The organism is Pseudonocardia terrae, from assembly GCF_021343995.1.
GTDB classification, from domain to species: domain Bacteria; phylum Actinomycetota; class Actinomycetes; order Mycobacteriales; family Pseudonocardiaceae; genus Pseudonocardia; species Pseudonocardia terrae.
In genome coordinates, this window is the sequence record NZ_JAJTTE010000025.1 from 1 (window position 1) to 23,832 (window position 23,832).

The following is a 23,832-nucleotide window of genomic DNA, read 5'->3' on the forward strand; positions in this document are numbered from 1 at the left end:
CGGCACCGGCGGCACCGGCGGCACCGGCGGCACCGGCGGCACCGGCGGCGGGGTGTTCCGGATCGCGCGGCGGGTCGCGAAGGACCGGGTGATCTCCACGGTGGACCCGGAAACCCGGCACGGGCACAAGACCTCCGCGCGCGGCTTCGATGGCTATAAGGGGCACGCCGCCATCGACCCGGACTCGGAGATCATCACCACGACCGCGGTCACCCCGGGCAACGCCGGTGACGCCAGTGTGGCCGAGGACCTCATCACCGACCTGCTCGACCCGCAGCCGGGCCACCCCGAGCCGAAGCCGGCCGAACCGGGGCCCGCCGCGCCGGGGCCCGCCGCGGCGAGCGTCGGCGGGGGCGAGCCGGCAACGGTCTACGGCGACAATGCCTACGGCACCGGTGAGTTCCACGATCGGCTCCGCGAGGCCGGGATCGCCGACCGCTGCAAGACCCAGGCGGCCACCGCAGCAGGCGGCCGGTTCAGCAAGGACCGCTTCGCCATCGACCTCGGCGCCGGCGCGGTCTGCTGCCCGGCCGGGGTCACCGCCCCGATCCGTCCGGCGATCGCCGGCGGCGGCATCGCCTACTTCGGGTCGGCTTGCGCCGGGTGCCCACTGCGACCGCAATGCACCACCGCCGCCGGCGGCCGCACGATCAGCGTCGGCCCACACGAACAGGCCCTCACCGATGCTCGGGCCCGCCAGGGCGACCCCGACTGGGTCACCGACTACCGCGGCACCCGACCCAAGATCGAACGCAAACTCGGCCACCTGATGCGCCGCCGACACGGCGGACGACGAGCCCGGGTCCGGGGCACCGCCCGCGTCGACGCCGACTTCCGGCTACTGGCCGCCGCGGTCAACCTGGCTCGGCTGGCCGTGCTCGGGCTGCACCGAACCGCCCAAGGATGGGCGGTGGCGAGCTGACCACCAGCGAGAGCACCCCATCGAGGACTGGCCATCGAGGCGCCCGAGGGCCAGGACCCTTCCACAGCGGTTCCACCGAACAGCCCACAGCCCGACCCAAGCGAACCCAGGAGCCCGCATGAACAGCCAACCGAGCAGCCCACACTGCCGAACCGACCGTTCGACACCAGCCACCTAGCGCCCCCCGGAGTGGAGCAGCTGGCCGTCGATCCACGGGTCGACCGAGCGCTGCCGGCCCTGGTCGTCGGTGTACCCGCAGGCGCGGTTGGTGATCTCGACGGGGTTCGCGGGGTCGCCGAACTCCGGCGGCGACTGCAAATCGCAGGTGTACAGCGGCGCCGACTGCCCGGTGACCGTGACCGTGAGCGGGGTGTCCGCGGTGGCGGTGCCGGTGAGCACCGTCGCGGTCGCCGTGCCTCCGGTGGCCAGCACGGCGGCGCCCGCCGCGGCCCACCCGAGCCGCGCGGCGGACCGCTCGCGGCCCCGCATGCTGTGCTTCCCCATCTCGCACCCCCTCGGCGTCCCTCACCGGTGACATCGCGCGGACCGCCGGCAACGTGAACACGCGGCCCGCTCTTTCACCGGTACCGGTGAGTTACCCGCCGGATCCGTGACGAACCGCGCTCCCGGGTGTGATGAACACTCCCCGACGTGGGGTGTCCGTGCCGGTGACGGGCCCGCCGGTACCATCGGAGGGTTCCGGCAGGGCCTCGTGCGGGCCCTGCGTGCCCGTCCTGCTGCGGCGCCGTGCAGCGGGCACACGCGCGAGTTCAGGAAGGACGGGGCAGCCGATGAGTGGCCACTCCAAATGGGCGACGACGAAGCACAAGAAGGCCGTCATCGACGCCCGCCGGGGCAAGATGTTCGCCAAGCTGATCAAGAACATCGAGGTCGCGGCCCGAACCGGCGGCGGTGATCCCGACGGCAACCCGACGCTCTACGACGCCATCCAGAAGGCGAAGAAGAGCTCGGTGCCCAACGACAACATCGACCGCGCGGTCAAGCGCGGCTCGGGTGCCGACGCCGGCGGCGCGGACTACCAGACGATCACGTACGAGGGCTACGGCCCCAACGGCGTCGCGCTGCTGATCGAGTGCCTCACGGACAACCGCAACCGCGCGGCCACCGAGGTGCGCACGGCCATGACCCGCAACGGCGGCACGATGGCCGACCCGGGCTCCGTCGCCTACCTGTTCACCCGCAAGGGCGTGGTGGTGCTGCCGAAGAACGACCTCTCCGAGGACGACGTCCTTATGGCCGTCCTCGATGCGGGCGCCGAGGAGGTCAACGACCTGGGTGAGAGCTTCGAGGTCGTCTCCGAGGCCACCGACCTGGTCGCGGTGCGGACGTCGCTGCAGGAGGCGGGGATCGACTACGACTCCGCCGACCCGACCTTCCTGCCGTCGATGCAGGTGGAGCTCGACGCCGAGGCCGCCAAGAAGGTCTTCCGGCTCATCGAGGCCCTCGAGGACTCGGACGAGGTCCAGAACGTCTACGCCAACTTCGACGTGTCCGACGCGGTCCTCGAAGAAGTGAACGCATAACGGGACACGTCGAAGTCCGCATCCGCCGCTGCGCTGAATTCCACGTGTCCGACGCGGTCCTCGAGGAAGTGAACGCCTGAGCGGACACGCCGAAGTACGCGTCCGACGAGGTCGTGGCCGAAGTCGGCTGACCGCATCCAGCCCGTTCGTGCGGCGCCGTCCCCTCCGCGGGGCGGCGCCGTCGTCGTTCTGCCGGGTGTGCGGCGGGTGGGACTCGCCCGATCGAGGAGGGTGCGGTCCCGGCCGGAGGCTCGCCGGGAACTGTCGGTGCCCGGTTCTAGACTCGCCCCTGATGAGCCCCGCCACGAAGTCACCCGCCACCCCGGCCGCCGGGAAGTCCTCGGCGAGCACCGGCACCTCCGCCGCGCCCGAGGGCAAGCGGCTGCTGCTGCTCGACGGTCACTCGCTCGCCTACCGGGCGTTCTTCGCCCTGCCCGCGGAGAACTTCCGCACGGGCACGGGGCAGACCACGAACGCCGTCTACGGCTTCACGTCGATGCTCATCAACCAGCTGCGGGACGAGCAGCCGACCCACCTGGCCGTGGCGTTCGACGTCTCGCGCAAGACCTTCCGCGCGGAGCGGTACGCGGACTACAAGGCGAACCGCACCACCACGCCGGACGACTTCCGCGGCCAGGTGGACCTCATCAAGGAGGTCCTGCGCGCGCTCAACATCCCGGTGTTCGCGGTCGAGGGCTTCGAGGCGGACGACATCATCGCCACGCTGGCCACCCAGGCCGAGGCGCAGGACTTCGAGGTGCTCATCACCACCGGTGACCGGGACGCGTTCCAGCTGGTCACCGACAACGTCACGGTGCTCTACCCCAAGCGCGGGGTGTCGGACCTGGGGCGCATCGACCCGGCGGAGGTCGACAAGCGCTACGGGCTCACCCCGACCCAGTACCCGGACTTCGCGGCGCTGCGCGGCGACCCCAGCGACAACCTGCCGAACATCCCGGGCGTGGGGGAGAAGACGGCGGCCAAGTGGGTCCGCGAGTTCGGCTCGCTCGGGGAGCTGACCGACCGGGTCGACGAGGTCAAGGGCAAGGCGGGCGACGCGCTGCGCGCCAACCTCGCCAGCGTGCTGATGAACCGCCAGCTCACCGAGCTGGTGCGGGACGTGCCGCTGGATTCCGTGCCCGCCGAGCTCGAGATCCGGCCGTGGGACCGGGACGCGGTGCACCGGCTGTTCGACGAGCTGGAGTTCCGGGTCCTGCGCGAGCGGCTGTTCGCCACGCTGCAGAGCGCCGAGCCGGAGGCCGAGTCCGGCTTCGACGTGCAGGGCGGGGTGATCGCGCCCGGCACCGTGCGCAGCTGGCTGGACGAGCACGCGCGGGACGGGCGGCGGGTCGGCCTCGCGTTCTCCGGGGTCACCGGCGGGATCACCGAGCGCGACTTCACCGGGATCGCGCTGGCGGCCGGCGAGCCGACGCTGGAGGACCGCGTCGAGGGCGCCGAGGCCGGCGTCCCGGTCGCCGGGTACCTCGACGTGCGGCAGCTGGAGCCGGACGACGAGGCGGCGCTGGGCGCGTGGCTGGCCGACCCGGCGGTGCCCAAGGCCTCTCACGACATCAAGGCGGTGCTGCACGCGTTGCGCGCCCGGGGGTGGACGCTCGCCGGGCTGACCAGTGACACCGCGCTCGCCGCCTACCTCGCGCGGCCCGGGCAGCGCAGCTTCGACCTCGCCGACCTCGCCCTGCGCTACCTGCGCCGCGAGCTGGCCCTGGAGGGCGGCGAGGGCGACGGCCAGCTGTCGCTGCTGGGCGGTGAGGAGGAGGCCGACGCGAAGCACGCCGAGACGGAGATGGTGTCGGCGTCGGCCGTCGCCGAGCTGGCCGACGCGCTGGGCGCCGAGCTGGCCGAGAAGGAGCAGACCCGGCTGCTGCTCGAGCTGGAGCAGCCGCTGGCGTTCGTGCTCGCCGACCTCGAGGCCGCCGGCATCGCCGTGGACCGCGACCACCTGGAGTCGCTGGAGTCCGAGTTCGCGGCGCAGGTCAAGGAAGCCGCGCGCGCCGCGTACGACGTGATCGGCAAGGAGATCAACCTCGGCTCGCCGAAGCAGCTGCAGGTCGTGCTGTTCGACGAGCTGAGCATGCCGAAGACCAAGCGCACCAAGACCGGCTACACCACGGACGCGGACGCGTTGCAGAGCCTGTACGAGCAGACCGAGCACCCGTTCCTCATGCACCTGCTGCAGCACCGGGACGCCACGCGGCTCAAGGTCACGGTCGACGGGCTGCTCAAGTCGATCGCGGCCGACGGGCGGATCCACACCACCTACAGCCAGACGATCGCCGCGACCGGTCGGCTGTCGTCGACCGACCCGAACCTGCAGAACGTGCCGATCCGCACCGCCGCGGGCCGGCGGATCCGCGAGACCTTCGTCGTCGGCGCGGGCTACGGCGAGCTCATGACCGCCGACTACAGCCAGATCGAGATGCGGATCATGGCGCACCTGTCCGAGGACGCGGCGCTGATCGAGGCCTTCAACTCGAAGCGGGACTTCCACTCCGAGACCGCGTCGAAGGTGTTCGGCGTCGCGGCCGACGAGGTGACCCCCGAGCAGCGCGCCAAGATCAAGGCGATGAACTACGGCCTGGCGTACGGGCTGTCGGCGTTCGGGCTCTCCGGTCAGCTGCGGATCTCCACCGAGGAGGCCCGCGCGCTGATGGAGGACTACTTCGAGACCTTCGGCGGCGTGCGGGACTACCTGCGGTCGATCGTCGACGTGGCCCGCAAGGAGGGCTACACCGCGACCATGCTCGGTCGGCGGCGGTACCTGCCGGACCTGACCAGCGACAATCGGCAGCGCCGCGAGATGGCCGAGCGGATGGCGCTCAACGCGCCGATCCAGGGCAGCGCGGCGGACATCATCAAGGTCGCCATGCTCAAGGTGCACAGCGCGCTGGCCGGGGCCTCGCTGCGCAGCCGGATCCTGCTCCAGGTGCACGACGAGCTGGTGCTCGAGGTGGCCGAGGGCGAGCGCGCGGCGGTCGAGGACCTGGTGCGCCGGCAGATGGGCGCGGCCGAGACGCTGTCGGTCCCGCTGGAGGTGTCGGTCGGGTACGGGCGCAGCTGGGACGACGCGGCGCACTGATCCGTAGCGGGGGCCCGGTGGACAGCGCGGACCGGCCGGGCAGGCCGACCGTGAAACCGGGTGACGGGGCCGGGCGGGACCAGCAGGATGGTCCGGTGCTGCTCGGCCCCTCGGACCCGCTGCCCGCGCGACCCCGCCGCATCCTCCTCACCGGCTGCTCCGGCTCCGGCAAGTCGACCCTCGGCCGCGCGCTCGGACCCCGGCTGGGCGTGCCCTACATCGAGCTCGACGCGCTGTACCACGGGCCGGACTGGGTGCCGCGGCCCGAGTTCCCGGCCGACGTCGCCGCGCTCGCGGCGGGCGAGGCGTGGATCACCGAGTACGGCTACTCCGTGGCCCGTCCGCTCGTGCTGCCGCGGGCCGAGCTCCTGGTGTGGCTCGACCTGCCGCGCGCGGCCGTGATGCGCCAGGTCGTGCCGCGCACCGTCGTGCGGCGGCTCCGCCGCCAGGAGCTGTGGAACGGCAACGTCGAGCCGCCCTTCCGGACCTTCCTCACCGACCCGGACCACATCGTCCGGTGGGCCTGGCGCACCCATGCCGAGGTCGCCGTCCGGGTCGGGCAGGCGCGTGAGCGCAGCCCCGGGCTGCCCGTCGTGCGGCTGCGCTCCCGGCGTGACGTGCAGCGGTGGCTCGCGGGCCCGGTCGCGGCCCTCGCCGCCGAGGGCGCTCCCAAGGCCGACCACCCGGAGTCCGAGAGCGCCTGAGAGCGAGGTCGCGCAGTCGGCCTTCGCGAGTCGCGCTGTGGGGTTTCCGCGAGTCGCGCTGTCGGCTCCCGCGAGTCGGGCTGTGGGCTCCCGCGAGTCGCGCTGTGGGCTTCCGCGAGTCGGGATCTCCTGCAGCGCGAGTGGGGAGATCCTGCAGCCTGTGCGCCGCGAGGCGAGTGGTGAGCAGCGTCATCGTTCTCGTCGGGCCGCGCCAGCGCGTCGTTCCGCGTGCTCGACGGTCAGCGCCCCATGACCGCGTCGGCCAGCTCGGTGGGCACGGTGAGGGTGGCCGGGCCACGGCGGAGCACGCCGTCGGAGAGGGGCTCGCACCGCACGCCGCCGCGCCCCCGGAGGGCCTTGAAGGCACCGGGCGCGAGCACCACGTCCATCCAGCGGCAGGGATGCGCGGCGCGGTGCGCGCGGATGCGGACCGGCCCGTCGCCGGAGTCGAGCGTGAAGTCGGCGCCGGTCCCGGCCAGGGCGTCGACCGCGGCGCCACGCAGGACGACGGTCCGCCGCGCCAGGACGGGGTCGAACGGCGGCGCACCGACCTCGGTCGCCACGGCGTCGAGCGCCTCTGCCGAGATCAGGGTCACCGCCGCGCGCCGGTGTGCCGGGTGGTTGAAGTACCGGTCGCCCTTGACACCGAGCCCCGCCCGCACCTCGATCCGGTCCCGCCGCGGGCCCTCGGGGTCCGATCGCGGACCGTCGGCGGGACGCCCCTCGAAGGCGTGCACCGATGAGGCGACCAGCTCGACGATCTCGACGGCGATCCGCACCTCTACGCCGAGCGTGTCCTCCACCGCGATCTGCTGCACGACCCGATGATGCCTCGGGCGAGTCCGGGCGAGCCTTCGCCTGCCCGGATGAGCATCGCGGGCCCTCGCCGGTCCGGATGAGCACCACGGCTGTTCGATCATGGTTCGACGACCGTGGTGCTCATCTCGTCGGCGGGCGGCGCGCCGGACGTGGGGGCCGGACGCCGCGCCGGTAGCGTGCGGCGCGGACCGGTGAGGGGAGCGCGCGTGCGGGTGCTCGGAGTCGACCCGGGGCTGACCCGGTGCGGCCTCGGCGTGGTCGACGGCGACGGCGGACGCCAGGTGGCGTGTGTCGACGTCGGCGTGGTGCGCAGCGACGACGACCTGCCGGTGGACCGGCGGCTGCTGGTGGTCGCCGACGAGGTGGAGCGCTGGATCGCCCGGCACCGGCCCGACGTCGTGGCCGTGGAGCGGGTGTTCAGCCAGCACAACGTCCGGACAGTGATGGGGACGGCGCAGGCCAGCGGGGTCGTCGCGCTGGTCGCCGCCCGGGCTGGGCTGCCCGTCGCGTTCCACACCCCGAGCGAGGTGAAGGCCGCGGTCACAGGGGCCGGCCGCGCGGACAAGGCGCAGGTCACGACGATGGTCACGCGGGTCCTCGGGCTGGCCGAGGCGCCCCGTCCCGCCGACGCCGCCGACGCCCTCGCCCTCGCGATCTGCCACTGCTGGCGTGCCCCGATGATGACGCGGATGGCGGAGGCGGAGCGCCGCGCCGCCGAGATCGCCAAGGCGCACAAGGCTCGCTTGGCCGCCGCCCAGAAGGAGCGGCAGCGCCAACTCGAGCGGCAGCGGCTCGCCGAGGAGGCGCGCCCTCGCCGCTGACCTCGCGAGTCGATACTCCCGCGCCTCCGAGTGTGCCGTCCCGGGAGAGACCCGGGATGTGCGACTCGGTCACCCGAAACTGCCCACTCGCGGTGCTGGATCTCGCGACTCGCGGGAGCTCCGGGCGCGACTCGCGGGACCGAGGCGGGGGACACGCCGAGGGGCGGGGGAGCGGGGGAGGGTGTCGGGGGGTCCCGGTAGCCTTCGGTCTCGAACGACTGTTCGCAGGAGCGAGGGAGTGCCGTGATCGCGTCCGTGCGCGGGCCCGTGCTGGAGATCGGGCTGGACCACGCCGTGGTCGAGGTCGGCGGCGTCGGGCTGGCGGTGTTCTGCACCCCGACCACGCTGGCGGGCCTGCGGCGCGGCACCGAGGCCCGGCTGTCCACCACGCTGATCGTGCGTGAGGAGTCGCTGACGCTGTTCGGCTTCGCCGACGCGGACGAGCGGGAGCTGTTCCTGCTGCTCCAGACGGTGAGCGGCATCGGGCCGCGGCTCGCGCTGGCCACGATCGCCGTGCTGGAGCCGGAGGTGCTGCGTCGCGCCCTGCACGACGGCGACCTGGCCACGCTGACCCGGATCCCGGGCGTCGGCAAGAAGAGCGCGGAGCGGCTGGTGGTGGAGCTGCGGGACAAGGTCGTCGTCGCGCCCTCGGCGGCTCCCGTGGCGGGCGCCCCCGTCCCGGCGGCCGGCAACGGCGCCTCGCCCGTGCGCGAGCAGGTCGTCGAGGCGCTGGTCGGCCTCGGCTTCACGCTCAAGCCCGCGGAGCAGGCGGTCGACGCCGTGCTGGCCGACAAGCCCGAGGCCGAGGCGTCGCAGCTGCTCCGTGCGGCCCTGGCGGGCCTGGGCCGGAGCAGGTGACCGAGCCGGTGACCGAGTACGAGCCGGAGCTTCGGGAGGTCGCCGCCGAAGCCGTCCCGGAGGACCTCGACGTCGAGAACTCGCTGCGCCCGCGCCGGCTCAGCGAGTTCATCGGCCAGCCCCGGGTGCGCGAACAGCTGGAACTGGTGCTGGAGGGCGCCCGCCGGCGCGGCGACCCGCCCGACCACATCCTGCTCTCCGGCCCGCCGGGGCTGGGCAAGACGAGCCTGTCCATGATCGTCGCGGCCGAGCTGGGCGCCGCGATCCGGCTGACGAGCGGTCCCGCGCTGGAGCGCGCCGGGGATCTCGCGGCGATGCTGTCGAACCTCGTCCCGGGCGACGTCCTGTTCATCGACGAGATCCACCGGATCGCCCGCCCCGCCGAGGAGATGCTCTACCTCGCGATGGAGGACTTCCGGGTCGACGTCGTGGTCGGCAAGGGCCCGGGCGCCACGTCGATCCCGCTCGACATCGCGCCGTTCACGCTGGTCGGGGCCACGACGCGGGCCGGCGCGCTGACCGGCCCGCTGCGGGACCGCTTCGGCTTCACCGCGCACATGGAGTTCTACGAGCCCGCGGAGCTCGAGCTCGTGGTGCGTCGCGCGGCGCAGATCCTCGACGTCGACCTCCGGCCGGACGGCGCGAGCGAGATCGCCCGTCGCTCCCGCGGCACGCCCCGCATCGCCAACCGCCTGCTGCGCCGGGTCCGGGACTTCGCCGAGGTCCGCGCCGACGGGGCCGTCACCCGGTCCGTGGCCCGGGACGCGCTCGCGGTCTACGACGTCGACGAGCTCGGCCTCGACCGGCTCGACCGGGCCGTGCTGGGCGCCCTCGTACGGACGTTCGGGGGAGGCCCGGTGGGAGTATCGACGCTGGCAGTGGCGGTGGGCGAGGAACCCGGTACCGTCGAGGAGGTCTGCGAGCCCTACCTGGTGCGGGCCGGGATGCTGGCCCGGACGCCGCGGGGTCGTGTCGCCACGCCCGCGGCCTGGAGCCATCTCGGCCTGCGGCCGCCGGACTCCGGCGGCGAGGTGCCGCCGGCGCTGTTCTGAACGCGATCTCGATCGGGGGCGGACCGGCACCGGGGGCGCACCTGGCGGGCCCCGCACCGAAACCGCACGTCACGGGGCCGTCACGACGCCGGGTCGACCGACCGGGTGTCGGACCCGACTGGCAGACTCGGCCGTCCGACCTGCCCGAGAAACGGAGAAACACGACATCATGGACCTGAGCCTGCTGTTCCCGATCCTCATCCTGCTGCTCTTCATCCCGATCTTCCTGTCGGGCCGCAAGCAGAAGCGCCAGCTGGCGCAGACGCAGGCGATGCAGGGCGCGCTGACCGAGGGCGACGTCGTGACCACCACGTCCGGGCTGCGCGGCACGGTCGTCGACGCCTCCTACGAGGACACGATCGACCTCGAGATCGCCGACGGCGTCGTCACCACCTGGCTGCGCGCGGCGGTCCGCGACAAGGTCGAGCAGGACGCCCACGCCGAGCACCTGGACGAGGCCGAGGGGGCCCCGGCCGCGACCGCCACCCCGGCCACCGGGGAGCTGCCCACGGGCGGTACCACCAGCACGAACGGGACGCCGAGCACCAACGGGACCGTCGCGGACGCCCCCGCCGACTCCATCGCGGACGACAAGAAGTAGCCGGACCGCCCACGGCGGGGCCGCCGTCGGCCCGCTGCCCCGGATGGTGCAGCATCGTGCGGGAACACCGGGCCGCGGCCATGCCGCGGACGGGTCCGGACAGGCCGTCCGCCGACGCGTGACCGGGCCGTGACGCCAGGAGAGCAGAGAGAGTGGCAACGACCCCGGGGCGGATCCGCCCCTGGCGGTACCTCGCGGGGTTCGCGGGCATCGTCGTGGTGCTGTACGCGCTGGTCGCCTTCACCGGCGACCGGTCCTTCGCCCCGAAGCTGGGCATCGACCTGCAGGGCGGCACCCGGGTCACGCTGACCGCGCGCACCGAGTCGGGGCAGGTCCCGCCGCGCGACCAGCTGATCCAGGCCCAGTCGATCATCGAACAGCGCGTCAACGGGCTGGGCGTGAGCGGCGCCGAGGTGGTGCTCGACGGGAACAACCTCACCATCACGGTGCCCGGCGACCAGGGCGAGCAGGCCCGCTCGCTCGGCCAGACCGCGCAGCTGCGGATCCGCCCGGTCGTCGGCCAGCCGATCGCCGCCACGCCGGCCACCCCGCCCGCCGGGCAGCAGGGCGGCGCCACCGCGCCGCCGGCCGGGCAGGACACCGGCGGAGCCACCCCGCCGACCGGTGGGAACACCGCCCCGGCCCCGGCCGGAGGCGGCGGCCGGCCCCAGGGCATGAGCAGCGACCCTGCCGCCCCGGTCGTCGACGGCACGGTCGCCCCGGTCGCGTACAGCACCGCGCTCGCGCCCGCGCAGCAGCAGCCGACCCCGCCGCCGGGCGGCGACCAGGACCCGGCCAAGGCTGCCGCGATCGCCCAGGCCAAGGCCACCCGGCAGAGCACCGACCCGGCCACGCAGCAGCAGGCGCTCCTCGCGCTCGACTGCAACGCCGCGGACCCCCTGCGGGGCTACGACGACTCGTCGCTGCCCCTGGTGACCTGCGACCAGAACAAGACCGCGAAGTACATCCTCGGGCCCACGGTCGTCGAGGGCACCCAGATCGCGTCGGCGCAGGCCTCGCAGAACCAGCAGGGCGTCGGGTACGTCGTCGACCTGAGCTTCAAGTCGGACGGGTCGAAGGCCTGGGGCGACTACACCGCCGCGCACATCGGCGAGCAGGCCGCCTTCGTGCTCGACGGCGAGGTCGTCTCGGCCCCGACGATCCAGGGTGCGCTGTACGGCAACACCCAGGTCAGCGGCAACTTCAACCAGCAGCAGGCGCAGGACCTCGCCGGCGTCCTCCGCTACGGCTCGCTGCCGCTGTCGTTCGAGGCGTCCGACGCACAGACCGTGTCCGCCACGCTCGGGCTCGCCTCGCTGGAGGCCGGTCTGATCGCCGGCGCCATCGGCCTGGCGCTGGTGTTCGTCTACTGCCTCTTCTACTACCGCGTGCTCGGTGTGCTCACGATCCTCTCGCTGATCCTCTCCGGCCTGGTCGTGTACGCCGTGCTGGTGCTGCTCGGGCGCTGGATCGGGTTCACCCTCGACCTCGCGGGCGTCGCCGGGTTCATCGTGGCCATCGGCATCACCGCGGACTCGTTCGTGATCTTCTTCGAGCGGCTCAAGGACGAGGTCCGCGAGGGCCGGTCGTTCCGCTCGGCCGTGCCGCGGGCCTGGGTCCGCGCCCGGCGCACCATCCTGACGGCCGACGCCGTCAGCTTCCTGGCCGCCGCGGTGCTCTACATCCTCGCCGTCGGCCAGGTGAAGGGCTTCGCGTTCACCCTCGGCATGTCCACGGTGCTCGACCTGGTGGTCGTCTTCCTGGTCACGCACCCGCTGGTGGCGCTGGCCTCGAACTCCAAGATCTTCGCCAGCCCCGCCCTGTCCGGCCTCGGGACCGTCGCGAAGATCGGGGCGCAACGGCGGCGGCAACCGCGGGAGACCACCGGCAGCGGGTCCGGCACGAGCAGGAGGGCCTGAGGCAGTGAGCACCACCTCCACCCCGTCCACCCCGGCGAAGCGCGGGGTGTTCAGCAGGCTCTACACGGGCACCGGCGCGTTCGACGTCGTCGGCCGCCGGAAGGTCTGGTACGTCGCCTTCGGCACCCTGGTGCTGATCTGCGTCCTGTCGATGGTGATCCGCGGGTTCAACCTCGGCATCGACTTCACCGGCGGCTCGCAGTTCCAGATGCCCGCCGCCGGCGCCAACGGCACCATCACCACCCAGCAGGTCGAGGACGTCTTCCGCTCCTCGGTCGGCCAGGAGCCGTCCTCGGCGCAGTCCGCCGGCGCCGGCGGCTCGGCCACGATCCTCGTCCGGTCGGAGCCCCTCAACCCGGCGCAGATCGCCTCGTTCAAGGACGCGGTGTTCCACCAGCTCGAACCGCTCGACGCCAGTGGGCAGCCCTCCGAGCAGGTGATCAGCGACAGCGCGGTCAGCGGCACGTGGGGCGGGGAGATCACCCGCCAGGCGCTGATCGCCCTCGCCGTGTTCCTGGTGCTGGTCACGATCTTCCTGGCCTTCTACTTCGAGCGGGCCATGGCGATCGCGGCGCTGGTCGCGCTGGTGCACGACGTCGTCGTCACCGCGGGCATCTACTCGCTGATCGGGTTCGAGGTCACCCCGTCCACGGTCATCGGCCTGCTGACGATCCTCGGCTTCTCGCTCTACGACACGGTCGTGGTGTTCGACAAGGTCAAGGAGAACACCCGTGGGTTGCTCAACCTGACCCGCCGCACGTACGGCGAGCAGGCCAACCTGGCCGTCAACCAGACGCTGATGCGCTCGATCAACACGTCGCTGATCGCGGTGCTGCCGGTGATCGGCCTGATGGTGGTCGGCGTCGGGCTGCTCGGCGTCGGGACGCTCGCCGACCTGGCTCTGGTGCAGCTGGTCGGCATCATCGCGGGCGCCTTGTCCTCGCTGCTGCTGGCCACCCCGTTGCTCGTCGACCTCAAGATGCGCGATCCGCGGTACCGCAAGCAGGCCGAGCGGGTCGCCGCCCGCCGGGCCCGGGCGGCCGCCGCCCAGTCCGGCGACACCGAGGAGGACCTCGACACCGCCGACGACGAGGCCCTCGCCCGGGAGCTGCGCCGCGAGCGTGCGATGGCGGCGGCCGCGAGCGCGCCGGACCGGGCGCGGCCGGGCCGCCCGCAGGGCAAGGCGGGCCAGGGCCGTGCCGATCACAACCGCGCCGCCGGGCGCCCGAGCGGGAAGCGGCGCCGGTGAGCGCGGCGTCCGAGGGCCACGGCGGCGGCCCGCTCGAGGTCGACGAGTCCGCCCTGGAGCTCGAGAAGGTCCGGGACCTGATCCGTGCGGTGCCGGACTACCCGGAGCCGGGGGTGCTGTTCCGCGACCTCACCCCGGCACTGGCCGACGCCGAGGCGTTCGCCATCCTGACGACCGAGCTCGCGGCCTCCGCGGGCGCGGCGAACCTCATCGCCGGCGTCGAGGCCCGCGGGTTCCTGATCGGCGCCGCGGTGGCCCTCGTCGCGGGCACCGGCGTGGTGCCGGTGCGCAAGGCGGGCAAGCTCCCGGCGGTCGCCGGCTCGCGGACCTACGAGCTGGAGTACGGCACGGCCACGCTGGAGCTGCCCGCGGGCACCGTCGAGCCGGGGACCCGGGTGTTCGTCGTCGACGACGTGCTCGCCACGGGCGGCACCGCGGCCGCGGCCTGCGGCCTGCTGACGGACGTCGGGGCCGAGATCACCGGCTTCGGCGCCGTCGTCGAGCTGGCGGCTCTGCGCGGCCGGGGGCGCCTGACCGGCGTCGACGTGCACGCGTTGCTCACCTATTAGGCGAGCGTCCCTCCGGGCTACCGGAGGGTTATCCTTCGCTAGGTGGTGACAGGAGCGGAGCAGGCCCGGTGACGGACGTCCAGCAGAACGCACCCGCACCCGCGGAAGCGCCCTCCGGCGCGTCGCGGACCGCCGTCCAGACGGCGACGCAGGACCCGGCCCGCCCCTCGGCCACGCGGAGGGTGCGGGCCCGCATCGCGCGGCGGATGACGCCGCAGCGGGTGGCCATCGTCAAGCCCGTGCTCGAGCCGCTCGCGAGCGTGCACCGCGCGCTGCACCCCAAGGCCGATCTCGTGCTGCTGCAGCGCGCGTACGACGTCGCGGAGCAGAAGCACGCCGGGCAGAAGCGCAAGTCCGGCGACCCGTACATCACGCACCCGCTGGCCGTGGCCACGATCCTCGCCGAGCTCGGCATGGACACCACCACGCTGGTCGCGGCGTTGCTGCACGACACCGTGGAGGACACGGACTACTCGCTGGAGCGGCTCAGCACGGACTTCGGCGAGGAGGTCGCGCACCTCGTCGACGGCGTGACCAAGCTGGACAAGGTCGAGTTCGGCACCGCGGCGGAGGCCGAGACCATCCGCAAGATGGTCGTCGCCATGGCGCGCGACCCGCGGGTGCTGGTCATCAAGCTGTCCGACCGGCTGCACAACATGCGCACCATGCGCTTCCTGCCGCCGGAGAAGCAGGCGAAGAAGGCGCGCGAGACCCTCGAGGTGATGGCGCCGCTGGCGCACCGCCTGGGCATGGCGACGATCAAGTGGGAGCTGGAGGACCTCTCCTTCGCGATCCTGCACCCGAAGAAGTACGAGGAGATCGTCCGGCTCGTCGCCACCCGGGCGCCGTCCCGGGACACCTACCTCAAGCAGGTCATCGACGAGGTGTCGCGGCAGCTGGAGGCCGCCCGGGTCAGCGGGACCGTCGAGGGCAGGCCGAAGCACTACTACTCGATCTACCGCAAGATGATCGTCAAGGGCCGCGAGTTCGACGACATCCACGACCTGGTCGGCGTGCGCGTGCTGGTCGACGAGGTGCGGGACTGCTACGCGGCCATGGGCATGATCCACGCGCTGTGGCAGCCGATGCCCGGCCGGTTCAAGGACTACATCGCCCAGCCGCGGTTCGGCGTGTACCAGTCGCTCCACACCACCGTGATCGGGCCGGACGGCAAGCCGCTCGAGGTGCAGATCCGCACCCACGAGATGCACCGCACGGCCGAGTACGGCATCGCGGCGCACTGGCGCTACAAGGAGACGCGCGGGCAGAACAGCGCGGCGGGCACCGTCGAGATCGACGAGATGTCGTGGATGCGGCAGCTGCTCGACTGGCAGCGCGAGGCCGCGGACCCCGGGGACTTCCTGGAGTCGCTGCGCTACGACCTCGCGGCGAAGGAGCTGTTCGTCTTCACCCCGAAGGGCGACGTCGTCACGTTGCCGGTCGGCTCCACCCCGGTCGACTTCGCGTACGCCGTGCACACCGAGGTCGGCAACCGCTGCATCGGCTCCCGCGTCAACGGCAGGCTGGTCGCGCTCGAGCGCACGCTCGAGTCCGGCGACGTCGTCGAGATCTTCACGTCGAAGGCCGAGGGCGCCGGACCGAGCCGGGACTGGCTGGGCTTCGTCAAGTCGCCGCGCGCCAAGAACAAGATCAAGCAGTGGTTCGCGAAGGAGCGCCGCGAGGAGGCCATCGAGGAGGGCAAGGAGGCGATCACGCGGGAGGCCCGGCGCACGGGCATGCCGCTGCAGCGCCTCGTGTCCGCCGACGCGATGGCCGCGCTGTCCCGGGAGATGCACTACTCCGAGATCTCGGCGCTCTACGCCGCGGTCGGGGAGGGGCAGGCCAGCGCCCGGCACGTCGTCCAGCGGCTGGTGGCGCTGCTCGGCGGGATGGAGGACGCCGAGGAGGAGCTCGCCGAGCGGGCCACCCCCTCGACCGTCCGGGTCCGGCGGCCCTCCGGCGACGCCGGCGTGGTGCTGACGGGCGAGGACGGCACCCAGCTGGGCGACGTCTACTGCAAGCTCGCCCGCTGCTGCACGCCCGTGCCCGGCGACGAGATCCTCGGGTTCGTCACCCGTGGCGGCGCCGTATCGGTGCACCGCACGGACTGCACCAACGCCGCGGACCTCAAGGCCCGCAGCGAACGGTTGGTCGACGTCGCGTGGTCGGTCTCGCCGGCGTCGGTGTTCCTGGTGGCGATCCAGGTCGAGGCGCTCGACCGGCACCGCCTGCTGTCCGACGTCACGAAGGTGCTCGCGGACGAGAAGGTGAACATCCTGTCGGCCTCGGTCACGACCTCGCGGGACCGCGTGGCCGTGTCGCGCTTCTCCTTCGAGATGGGCGACCCGAAGCACCTGGGCCACGTGCTGCACGCCGTGCGCAACGTCGAGGGCGTCTACGACGTCTACCGGGTCACCAGCGCGAGCTGAGCCCCACCGCACCCGGAAAGGAGTCGAGGGCTCCGCCGGAGGCCCGGCGGAGCCCTCGGCTCCTGGCGGTCAGGCGGCCACGGTGGCCGTCTGGATGGTGACCGGGGTCTTGGGCTTGCCGTCGCCCGTGCCGTTGCTGTCGTCCGTGCCCGCCGCGGCGATCTTGTCGATCGTGGCCAGGCCGGCGTCGTCGATGGTGCCGAAGACGGTGTAGTCCGGCGGCAGCGTCGAGTCGGCGTAGACCAGGAAGAACTGGCTGCCGCCCGAGTTCGGGGCCGAGGTCTTGGCCATCGCGACCGTCCCGCGCGGGTAGATCACCGTGCCGGACGGGCCCGCGGGCGCGAGCTTCGTCGGCGGCTCGTCGGCGATCGTGTAGCCGGGACCGCCGGTGCCCTGGCCGCTGGGGTCGCCGCACTGCAGCACCTTGAGGCCCTCGCCGGTGGTGAGCCGGTGGCAGGGCGTGTCGTTGAAGTAGCCCTGGCTCGCGAGCGAGGTGAAGCTGTTCACCGTGCACGGGGCCTCGGCCCGGTCCAGCGTGAGGCCGATCGCGCCCGCCGACGTCGTCAGGGAGACCGGCACGGTGCCCTGGTTGCTCACCGCGTCCGCCTGCGGCGGGTTCGCGGGCTTCGCGGCGGTGCCGTCCGCCGGGTACTGGCAGTTGACGGTGCCGGGCGGGGCCGCGGCCTGCTGGCTCGCGATCGGCTCGGACTTCCACGGGGCCGTGGTGAGCAGCACCACGGCGACGACCACGACCACCACGGCCGCGGCGGAGCTGATCACGGCGACCCGCTTCTGCCTGCGGGCCCGTTCGGCCCGCCGCTTCTGCTGACTGGCCAGCTTGCGCTTGGCCGCCTCCCGCCGCATCTCGTTCGTGGCCACGGTGTGTGTCGTCCTCCCGGTCGTATCGATCGCGGGGGAGGGTATCGGCCGTTCCTGAGAGGCCCGTGTGCAGGCACGTCTAGGCTGGTCGGGTGCTCGTCGCAGGATTCCCCGCAGGAGCGTTCCAGACCAACTGCTACGTCGTCGCCCGTGAGGCGGGCGAGGCGTGCGTGGTCGTCGACCCCGGGCAGGACGCCGTCGAACCGCTGGAGGCCGTGCTCGCCGAGCACCGGCTCACCCCGGTGGCGGTGCTGCTGACCCACGGCCATTTCGACCACACCTTCAGCGTGCAGCCGGTGTGCGACGGCTCGGACATCCCCGCCTGGATCCATCCGGACGACCGGGAGCTGCTCGCGGACCCGATGAAGGGCATCTCGTCGGAGTCCGCGGCGTTCTTCGGTGGGCGGCTGGAGCTGCGGGAGCCGCGCGAGGTGCGCACGCTGACCGACCGCGACGACCTGGAGCTCGCCGGAATGCGGCTGCGGGTCGACCACACCCCCGGGCACACTCCCGGCTCGGTGGTGTTCACGACGGAGACGGAGGACGGGACCGAGGTGATCCTCGCGGGCGACACGCTCTTCGCGGGCTCGATCGGGCGGACGGACCTGCCCGGCGGCTCGCACCGCCGGTTGCTGGAGAGCATCCGGGACCGGCTGCTCGGCCGGCCCGACTCCGGTGTCGTCCTCCCGGGCCACGGCCCGACGACGACGGTGGGCCGGGAGCGGGTGTCCAACCCGTTCCTGCAGGGCCTCACCGAGAGCACGGACGGCACCGCGGATCCCGCCGCGCCGGTCCGGGGGCGCGGGCTGTGAGCGCCGTGCAGGAGCGGGCCACCGCCTTCGCGGCGCCCAAGGGCATCCCGGAGTACTACCCGCCGGAGTCGGCCGGGTTCGTGCACGTGCGTGACACGCTGTCGACCGCCGCCGAGCGCGCCGGCTACGGGTACGTCGAGCTGCCGATCTTCGAGGACACCGGGCTGTTCGCGCGCGGCGTCGGCGAGTCGACCGACGTGGTGAGCAAGGAGATGTACACGTTCGCCGACCGCGGCGACCGGTCCGTCACGCTGCGGCCGGAGGGCACCGCGGGCGTCGTCCGGTCGGTGATCGAGCACAACCTCGACCGCGCCGGCCTCCCGGTGAAGCTGCGCTACGCGGGCCCGTTCTTCCGGTACGAGCGGCCGCAGGCCGGCCGGTACCGGCAGCTGCAGCAGGTCGGGGTGGAGGCCATCGGGGTGGACGACCCGGCGCTCGACGCCGAGGTCATCGCCGTCGCCGACGAGGGGTTCAAGACGCTCGGGCTCACCGGCTACCGGCTGGAGCTGACCTCGCTGGGCGACGCCGAGTGCCGGCCCGCCTACCGCGAGCGGCTGCAGGAGTTCCTGGCCGGTCTCGACCTCGACGAGGCCACGCGGGCCCGGGCGCGGATCAACCCGCTGCGGGTGCTCGACGACAAGCGGGCCGAGGTCCGCAGGCAGCTCGAGGACGCGCCGCTGCTGCTCGACCACCTGTCGACGGCCTCGGCCGAGCACCACGCCGCCGTGCTGGCGCACCTCGACGACCTCGGCGTGGCGTACACGATCAACCCGCGGATGGTGCGCGGGCTGGACTACTACACCAAGACGACGTTCGAGTTCGTGCACGACGGCCTGGGCGCCCAGTCCGGGATCGGCGGCGGCGGCCGGTACGACGGCCTGATGGAGACCCTGGGCGGGCAGCCGCTGTCCGGCGTGGGGTTCGGCATCGGGGTGGACCGCACCCTGCTGGCGTGCCGCGCGGAGGGCGTGCAGCCCTGGTCCGAGGCCCGGGCCGAGGTGTTCGGGGTGCCGCTGGGGGAGACCGCGAAGCGCCGCCTCGTCGTGATCGCCGCGGAGCTGCGCCGCGCCGGGGTCCGGGTGGACCTGGCCTACGGCGGGCGCGGTCTCAAGGGCGCGATGAAGTCGGCGGACCGCTCGGGGGCCAGGTACGCGCTCGTGCTGGGGGAGCGGGACCTCGAGGCCGGGACGGTCGGGGTGAAGGACCTGGCCTCCGGCGACCAGCGCGCGGTGCCGCTCGACTCCGTCGTCGCGGAGCTCGTCGCCACGCTGTCCTGATGCGGGCGGCACCCTCGCCCGGCGGGGCGGCCCGGTGAACGCGACCGACCGGGAGCGCTGGGACGCCCGGCACGCCGCGGTCGGGATCGGCACCCCGATGCCGCCGGACGGGCTGCGGGGCCGGCTCGACCTGCTCCCGGGCGGGCCGGAGCCGGCCGACCGGGGCGGCCTGCCCGCCGGTGGACGGGCCCTCGACGTCGCCTGCGGGCGGGGTGCGGTCGCCGTGTGGCTGGCCCGGTTGGGTTTCGCGGTCGACGCAGTCGACGTCTCCGGGGCCGGTCTCGCGTCGGCGCGGGCGCTGGCGGCCGCGGAGGGCGTGGCGGTGCGGTTCCTGGAGGCGGATCTCGACGCCGGCCTGCCGGTCGCGGGGCCCTACGACGTCGTCGCCTGCCAGCGCTACCGGGACCCCGCGCTGTACGCGGCGCTCGCCGCGGCGCTCGCACCCGGCGGGCTGCTCGTCCTGACCGTGCTGTCCGAGGTCGGCGACGAGGGCGGGCGCTTCCGGGCGGTCCCCGGCGAGCTGGCCGGAGCGTTCCCGGGCCTGGAGATCGTCGACCACCGGGAGGGCGACGGCGAGGCGACCCTGCTGGCCCGCCGCCGCTGAGGGTCGAGCGCGTCCGGGCCCGCGACGGCACCGACCGGTCGCCCCCGAGCCGTGGCGGGCGGTCCGTCAGCGCGCCCGGCGCGCTCGGCGGCCCAGGGACCGTCCCGACTCCTGCCGTGCCGACTCCGGCCGGGCGGGCTCCTCGCGGCCGGCGACGAGCGCGGCGAGGCCCGTCGTGATCGGCACGGAGGCGACCAGCCCGATGCTGCCGACCAGCGTCCGGACGATCTCGGTGGCGACGTCCTGCGAGGTCAGTACGTCGCCGGGGCCGCGACCGGAGACCGTGAACAGCAGCATCAGCGGCAGCGAGGCGCCCGCGTAGGCCAGCACGAGGGTGTTGACGGCCGACGACACGTGGTCCCGCCCGATCCGCATCCCCGCGGCGAACAGGGCGCGGGCGCCCAGCGCGGGGTTCGCCGCCCGCAGCTCCCAGACGGCGCTGGTCTGGGTGACCGTGACGTCGTCGAGCACGCCGAGCGCCCCGATCACGATCCCCGCGAGGAGCAGACCCCGGGCGTCGATCGGCGCGCCGAGCGTGGCGATGAGGCTGGCGGTGGTGTCGTCGAGCCCGGTGAGCCGGGCGAGCGCCGAGAACACCGCGCTGAGCAGCGCGATCAGGCCGAGCGACGCCAGGGTGCCGAGCACGGCCGTGGACGTCCGGGCCGACAGCCCGTGGGTGAGGTACAGGACCACGAACATGATCAGGCAGGCTCCGACGACCGCCACCCACACCGGGCTCGACCCGGCCAGGATCGCGGGCAGCACGAACAGCACCAGCACGACCAGGCTCATCCCGAGCGCCACGAGCGCGGCGAGCCCGCGCCACCGGCCCAGCAGCAGCACCGCCAGCGCGAACGCGACCGCCAGGGCGACCAGCGGGCCGGACCGCTGGAAGTCGACGACCTGGTAGGAGCCGGGATCGGTCGCCGCGCCCCCGGACCAGGCCACCCGGACCCGGTCGCCGACGGCGAACCGCGGCGTCGACGGCTCGACCGGGACGACCTGCACGAGGTCGCGGCCGGGCAGCGGGCCGCCGTCCATCCGCAGGGTCAGGCCCGCGCAGCCGCGGTCGCCCGAGCCGGGGGAACAGTCGGCCGCCTGCGCGGCGACCACCTCGGCGTCGAAGACCTGCTGGGCGGGCTGGGTTCCGGTGGGCAGCGGGCCGCTCGGCCAGAGCAGCACCATCCCGACCAGCGTGGCGAGGGCGCAGGGCACCAGCAGCCCGACGAGCAGCAGCCGGACCCGCCGGCTCGCCGGGGAGGCGGGTCCGTGACCGTGCCCATGACCATGACCGGATGGTTGCTCGCGGCCGGCCCCGGGCGGGGTGGAGGCGGCGGTCTCGTCCGGCACCGGTGCGAGCGGTGTGGTGCGCTCGGCGTCCGTCTCGGGCGGGACACGGACGGTGGCCCGGGCAGTGTTCCGGACAGCGGCCCGAGCCGTGTCCCGGACAGGGGCCCGAGCAGTGTCCTGGGCAGGGACCGGGTGGGCGGCCCGGACGGGCGCACGGTGCCGCCTGCTGTCGGACGACGGGTCGGGCCGGGCCACCCCGGCATCCTCGCCCGTCGCCGCACGGACCGGGCGACCGCCCTCCCTACACGAAGACCGAGACCAGCAGCACGAGCAGCAGGCCGACCACCGAGATGATGGTCTCCATCACCGACCAGCTCTTGATCGTCTGCCCGACCGTGAGCCCGAAGTACTCCTTGACGAGCCAGAACCCGGCGTCGTTGACGTGCGAGAAGAAGAGCGATCCCGCGCCGACCGCCAGGGCGAGCAGCGCGACGGTCGCGGGCGACAGCCCGGCCGCCAGGGGTGCGACGATGCCGGCCGCGGTGATGGTGGCGACCGTGGCCGAGCCCGTCGCCACCCGGATGGCGACCGCGACCAGCCAGCCCAGGATCAGCGGCGAGAGCGCCGCCGCGCCGGCCCACTGCCCGATCAGGGTGCCGACGCCGGCGTCGACGAGGGCTTGCTTGAACCCGCCGCCCGCGGCGACGATCAGCAGGATCCCGGCGATCGCGGGCAGGGCGCCGCCGACCGAGTCGGTCAGCCCGCGCCGGCTCATCCCGGACGGCAGCCCGAGCGCGAACATCGCGACCACGACGCCGACGAGGAGGGCCACGATCGGCTCGCCGATGACGTCGAGCGCCGACCGTACGGGGTTGCCGTCGGCCAGGGTGACCTCGGCGATCGCGCGGAGCAGCATGAGGACGACGGGCGTGAGCATCACCGCGACGGCGGCGCTCACGCGCACCTGTCGCCCCGTCCGCTCGGCCGCCGCGACCCGAGCGGCCCCTGACGACCCGGACGGACCGGAGGGCTCGGGCGGGCCGGCGGGTTCGCCGTCGTCCCCGGTCCCGCCGGCGCGTCCGGCGACCGCCGCGGCCTCCCGCTCCGAGGGCGGGGAGAGCGGGACCCACCGCGAGGCGAGCCGGCCGAACAGGGGTCCCGCGATGATCACGGTGGGGACGGCGATGATGAGCCCGAAGAGCAACGTCAGCCCCAGGTCGGCCTTGAGGGCGCTGATCGCGACGAGCGGGCCGGGGTGCGGTGGGACGAGGCCGTGCAGCACCGACAGGCCGGCCAGGGCCGGGATGCCGATCCGGATCACCGAGCTGCGGGTGCGCGCGGCGACCAGCACCACGACCGGGACCAGCAGCACCACGCCGATCTCGAAGAACAGCGGGATCCCGACAAGCGCGGCGAGCCCCGCGAGCGCCCACGGCATGCCGCGCGGCCCGACCCGCCGGGTGACGGCCTCGACCACCCGGTCCGCGCCGCCGGAGTCGCGCAGCAGGCCGCCGATCATGGCTCCCAGCGCGATCAGCACGCCGACGGAGCCGACCGTGGACCCGACGCCGTTGGTGAAGCTCGTGATCGTCTTGTCCGGGCCGAGCCCGCCCACGATGCCGAGCACCGCGGTCCCGGCGATCAGCGCGAGGAAGGGGTGGACGTGCAGCCAGGTGATCAGCAGGACGATCACCGCGATCCCGAGCAGGGTGGCGACCACCAGCTGCGTGGCGCCGGCGGCCGGGGCGGTCTCCTTGGCCTGCGCCAGGACGACGGCGAGCGGGGTCATGAGGCACCTCCGGCGGGGGTCAGCTCGGCGAGCACGCGGTCGACGACGGCGCCGGGATCGCCCTCGCCGCTCACCGCGATACCCGGCTCACCGGGTTCCAGCGGTTCGAGCGTCCCGAGCTGGCTGTCCAGCAGCGAGGGGGGCATGTAGTGGCCCTGGCGGACGGCCAGCCGCGAGGCCAGCGCGTCGGTCGACGCCCGCAGGTGCACGAACCGGACGGAGGGGTGCCCGTCGACGAGCACGTCCCGGTACCGACGGCGCAACGCCGAGCAGGTGACGACGGCGTCGCGGCCGGCGGCCTCCTGCTCGCCGATCCAGTCGGCCACCCGGCGCAGCCACGGCCACCGGTCCTCGTCGGTCAGCGGGTGGCCGGCGGCCATCTTCCGCCGGTTCTCCTCGGGGTGCAGGGCGTCGCCCTCGGCGAACGCCCAGCCGGTCCGCCGCACGAGCTCCTCGGCGACCGTGGACTTGCCGGCCCCGGACACCCCCATCACGACGAGCGTGGTCGTCTTCCCCTTCATGGGGGCAGCGTCGCGGACGGCGACGGATCCTGCCGGATGGACCGGGAACTTGCCACGGGCTCGAACATGTGTTCGA

Annotated in this window: 21 protein-coding genes; 15 read left to right on the top strand and 6 right to left on the bottom strand. The window is 73.7% G+C overall.

From position 1 onward, the window contains the following. On the top strand, positions 1 to 922 hold a 922-nt coding region (locus tag LWC33_RS17905), incomplete at its 5' end, for a transposase (RefSeq protein WP_233305546.1). Between the two features lie 174 nt (positions 923 to 1,096). On the opposite strand, the gene LWC33_RS17910 is transcribed toward LWC33_RS17905, so the two are convergent. Continuing rightward, on the bottom strand, positions 1,097 to 1,426 hold the full coding sequence (locus LWC33_RS17910) for a hypothetical protein (RefSeq protein WP_233305547.1): 330 nt from the start codon (positions 1,424 to 1,426) through the stop codon (positions 1,097 to 1,099). Positions 1,427 to 1,713: 287 nt separating this feature from the next. Between LWC33_RS17910 and LWC33_RS17915 the strand changes: the two genes are divergently transcribed. From LWC33_RS17915 to LWC33_RS17925, 3 genes are all read left to right on the top strand, one after another. After that, positions 1,714 to 2,466 carry a YebC/PmpR family DNA-binding transcriptional regulator gene (locus LWC33_RS17915; protein WP_233305548.1) on the top strand — a complete coding sequence of 251 codons (753 nt, stop codon included), beginning with the start codon at positions 1,714 to 1,716 and terminating at the stop codon, positions 2,464 to 2,466. Between the two features lie 292 nt (positions 2,467 to 2,758). After that, the gene (gene polA / locus LWC33_RS17920; protein WP_233305549.1) at positions 2,759 to 5,563 is read left to right on the top strand and encodes a DNA polymerase I; all 2,805 of its coding nucleotides are present in this window, start codon (positions 2,759 to 2,761) and stop codon (positions 5,561 to 5,563) included. A 95-nt stretch (positions 5,564 to 5,658) separates the two neighbouring features. Continuing rightward, positions 5,659 to 6,267 (top strand): P-loop NTPase family protein, encoded by a 609-nt coding sequence (locus LWC33_RS17925; protein WP_233305550.1) that lies wholly within the window; start codon positions 5,659 to 5,661, stop codon positions 6,265 to 6,267. Positions 6,268 to 6,506: 239 nt separating this feature from the next. Here the strand turns inward: LWC33_RS17925 and LWC33_RS17930 are convergent, their stop codons facing one another. Further along, positions 6,507 to 7,085: a molybdenum cofactor biosysynthesis protein gene (locus tag LWC33_RS17930; protein WP_233305551.1), complete on the bottom strand. Its 579-nt coding sequence runs from the start codon at positions 7,083 to 7,085 to the stop codon at positions 6,507 to 6,509. 207 nt (positions 7,086 to 7,292) lie between these two features. On the opposite strand from LWC33_RS17930, the gene ruvC reads away from it, so the two are divergent. The 8 genes from ruvC (at position 7,293) to LWC33_RS17970 (ending at position 16,584) form a co-directional block, all read left to right on the top strand. Continuing rightward, the gene (gene ruvC, locus LWC33_RS17935) at positions 7,293 to 7,907 is read left to right on the top strand and encodes a crossover junction endodeoxyribonuclease RuvC (protein ID WP_233305552.1); all 615 of its coding nucleotides are present in this window, start codon (positions 7,293 to 7,295) and stop codon (positions 7,905 to 7,907) included. 243 nt (positions 7,908 to 8,150) lie between these two features. Next, complete coding sequence (gene ruvA, locus LWC33_RS17940) at positions 8,151 to 8,765, top strand: Holliday junction branch migration protein RuvA (RefSeq protein WP_233305553.1); 615 nt, start codon at positions 8,151 to 8,153, stop codon at positions 8,763 to 8,765. Positions 8,766 to 8,773: 8 nt separating this feature from the next. Beyond that, on the top strand, positions 8,774 to 9,817 hold the full coding sequence (gene ruvB / locus LWC33_RS17945; RefSeq protein WP_233305554.1) for a Holliday junction branch migration DNA helicase RuvB: 1,044 nt from the start codon (positions 8,774 to 8,776) through the stop codon (positions 9,815 to 9,817). 169 nt (positions 9,818 to 9,986) lie between these two features. Then, the gene (yajC, locus tag LWC33_RS17950; RefSeq protein WP_233305555.1) at positions 9,987 to 10,418 is read left to right on the top strand and encodes a preprotein translocase subunit YajC; all 432 of its coding nucleotides are present in this window, start codon (positions 9,987 to 9,989) and stop codon (positions 10,416 to 10,418) included. 152 nt (positions 10,419 to 10,570) lie between these two features. Continuing rightward, positions 10,571 to 12,337 (top strand): protein translocase subunit SecD, encoded by a 1,767-nt coding sequence (gene secD / locus LWC33_RS17955; protein WP_233305556.1) that lies wholly within the window; start codon positions 10,571 to 10,573, stop codon positions 12,335 to 12,337. Positions 12,338 to 12,341: 4 nt separating this feature from the next. Next, positions 12,342 to 13,586, top strand: coding sequence for a protein translocase subunit SecF (gene secF / locus LWC33_RS17960; protein ID WP_233305557.1), 1,245 nt, complete (start codon positions 12,342 to 12,344; stop codon positions 13,584 to 13,586). A gap of 53 nt (positions 13,587 to 13,639) precedes the next feature. After that, complete coding sequence (locus LWC33_RS17965; protein ID WP_233305623.1) at positions 13,640 to 14,155, top strand: adenine phosphoribosyltransferase; 516 nt, start codon at positions 13,640 to 13,642, stop codon at positions 14,153 to 14,155. Between the two features lie 68 nt (positions 14,156 to 14,223). Further along, complete coding sequence (locus tag LWC33_RS17970; protein ID WP_233305558.1) at positions 14,224 to 16,584, top strand: RelA/SpoT family protein; 2,361 nt, start codon at positions 14,224 to 14,226, stop codon at positions 16,582 to 16,584. A 69-nt stretch (positions 16,585 to 16,653) separates the two neighbouring features. Here the strand turns inward: LWC33_RS17970 and LWC33_RS17975 are convergent, their stop codons facing one another. Beyond that, positions 16,654 to 17,463, bottom strand: coding sequence for a peptidylprolyl isomerase (locus LWC33_RS17975; protein ID WP_233305559.1), 810 nt, complete (start codon positions 17,461 to 17,463; stop codon positions 16,654 to 16,656). Between the two features lie 92 nt (positions 17,464 to 17,555). Between LWC33_RS17975 and LWC33_RS17980 the strand changes: the two genes are divergently transcribed. Genes LWC33_RS17980 through LWC33_RS17990 form a run of 3 tightly spaced genes read left to right on the top strand, consistent with a single transcriptional unit; the run spans position 17,556 to position 20,156 of the window. Then, the gene (locus LWC33_RS17980; protein WP_233305560.1) at positions 17,556 to 18,275 is read left to right on the top strand and encodes an MBL fold metallo-hydrolase; all 720 of its coding nucleotides are present in this window, start codon (positions 17,556 to 17,558) and stop codon (positions 18,273 to 18,275) included. Between the two features lie 5 nt (positions 18,276 to 18,280). Next, positions 18,281 to 19,552 (top strand): histidine--tRNA ligase, encoded by a 1,272-nt coding sequence (hisS, locus tag LWC33_RS17985; protein ID WP_233305624.1) that lies wholly within the window; start codon positions 18,281 to 18,283, stop codon positions 19,550 to 19,552. Positions 19,553 to 19,586: 34 nt separating this feature from the next. Next, the gene (locus LWC33_RS17990) at positions 19,587 to 20,156 is read left to right on the top strand and encodes a class I SAM-dependent methyltransferase (protein WP_233305561.1); all 570 of its coding nucleotides are present in this window, start codon (positions 19,587 to 19,589) and stop codon (positions 20,154 to 20,156) included. Positions 20,157 to 20,222: 66 nt separating this feature from the next. On the opposite strand, the gene LWC33_RS17995 is transcribed toward LWC33_RS17990, so the two are convergent. The 3 genes from LWC33_RS17995 to LWC33_RS18005 all read right to left on the bottom strand — a co-directional run bounded on the left by LWC33_RS17995 (position 20,223) and on the right by LWC33_RS18005 (position 23,756). Then, the gene (locus LWC33_RS17995; RefSeq protein ID WP_233305562.1) at positions 20,223 to 21,506 is read right to left on the bottom strand and encodes a YibE/F family protein; all 1,284 of its coding nucleotides are present in this window, start codon (positions 21,504 to 21,506) and stop codon (positions 20,223 to 20,225) included. Between the two features lie 241 nt (positions 21,507 to 21,747). Further along, positions 21,748 to 23,235 carry a GntT/GntP/DsdX family permease gene (locus tag LWC33_RS18000; protein WP_233305563.1) on the bottom strand — a complete coding sequence of 496 codons (1,488 nt, stop codon included), beginning with the start codon at positions 23,233 to 23,235 and terminating at the stop codon, positions 21,748 to 21,750. Next, complete coding sequence (locus LWC33_RS18005) at positions 23,232 to 23,756, bottom strand: gluconokinase (protein ID WP_233305564.1); 525 nt, start codon at positions 23,754 to 23,756, stop codon at positions 23,232 to 23,234. The genes LWC33_RS18000 and LWC33_RS18005 overlap by 4 nt, the downstream gene beginning before the upstream one ends. Between the last annotated feature and the right edge of the window lie 76 nt (positions 23,757 to 23,832).

What these genes read in the sequence shown, in the direction of transcription:
- polA (WP_233305549.1), top strand. Translation starts at nt 2,759, where the DNA reads ATGAGCCCCGCCACGAAGTCACCCGCCACCCCGGCCGCCGGGAAGTCC.
- LWC33_RS17915 (WP_233305548.1), top strand. Translation starts at nt 1,714, where the DNA reads ATGAGTGGCCACTCCAAATGGGCGACGACGAAGCACAAGAAGGCCGTC.
- LWC33_RS18000 (WP_233305563.1), bottom strand. Translation starts at nt 23,235, where the DNA reads ATGACCCCGCTCGCCGTCGTCCTGGCGCAGGCCAAGGAGACCGCCCCG.
- LWC33_RS18005 (WP_233305564.1), bottom strand. Translation starts at nt 23,756, where the DNA reads ATGAAGGGGAAGACGACCACGCTCGTCGTGATGGGGGTGTCCGGGGCC.
- yajC (WP_233305555.1), top strand. Translation starts at nt 9,987, where the DNA reads ATGGACCTGAGCCTGCTGTTCCCGATCCTCATCCTGCTGCTCTTCATC.
- LWC33_RS17910 (WP_233305547.1), bottom strand. Translation starts at nt 1,426, where the DNA reads ATGGGGAAGCACAGCATGCGGGGCCGCGAGCGGTCCGCCGCGCGGCTC.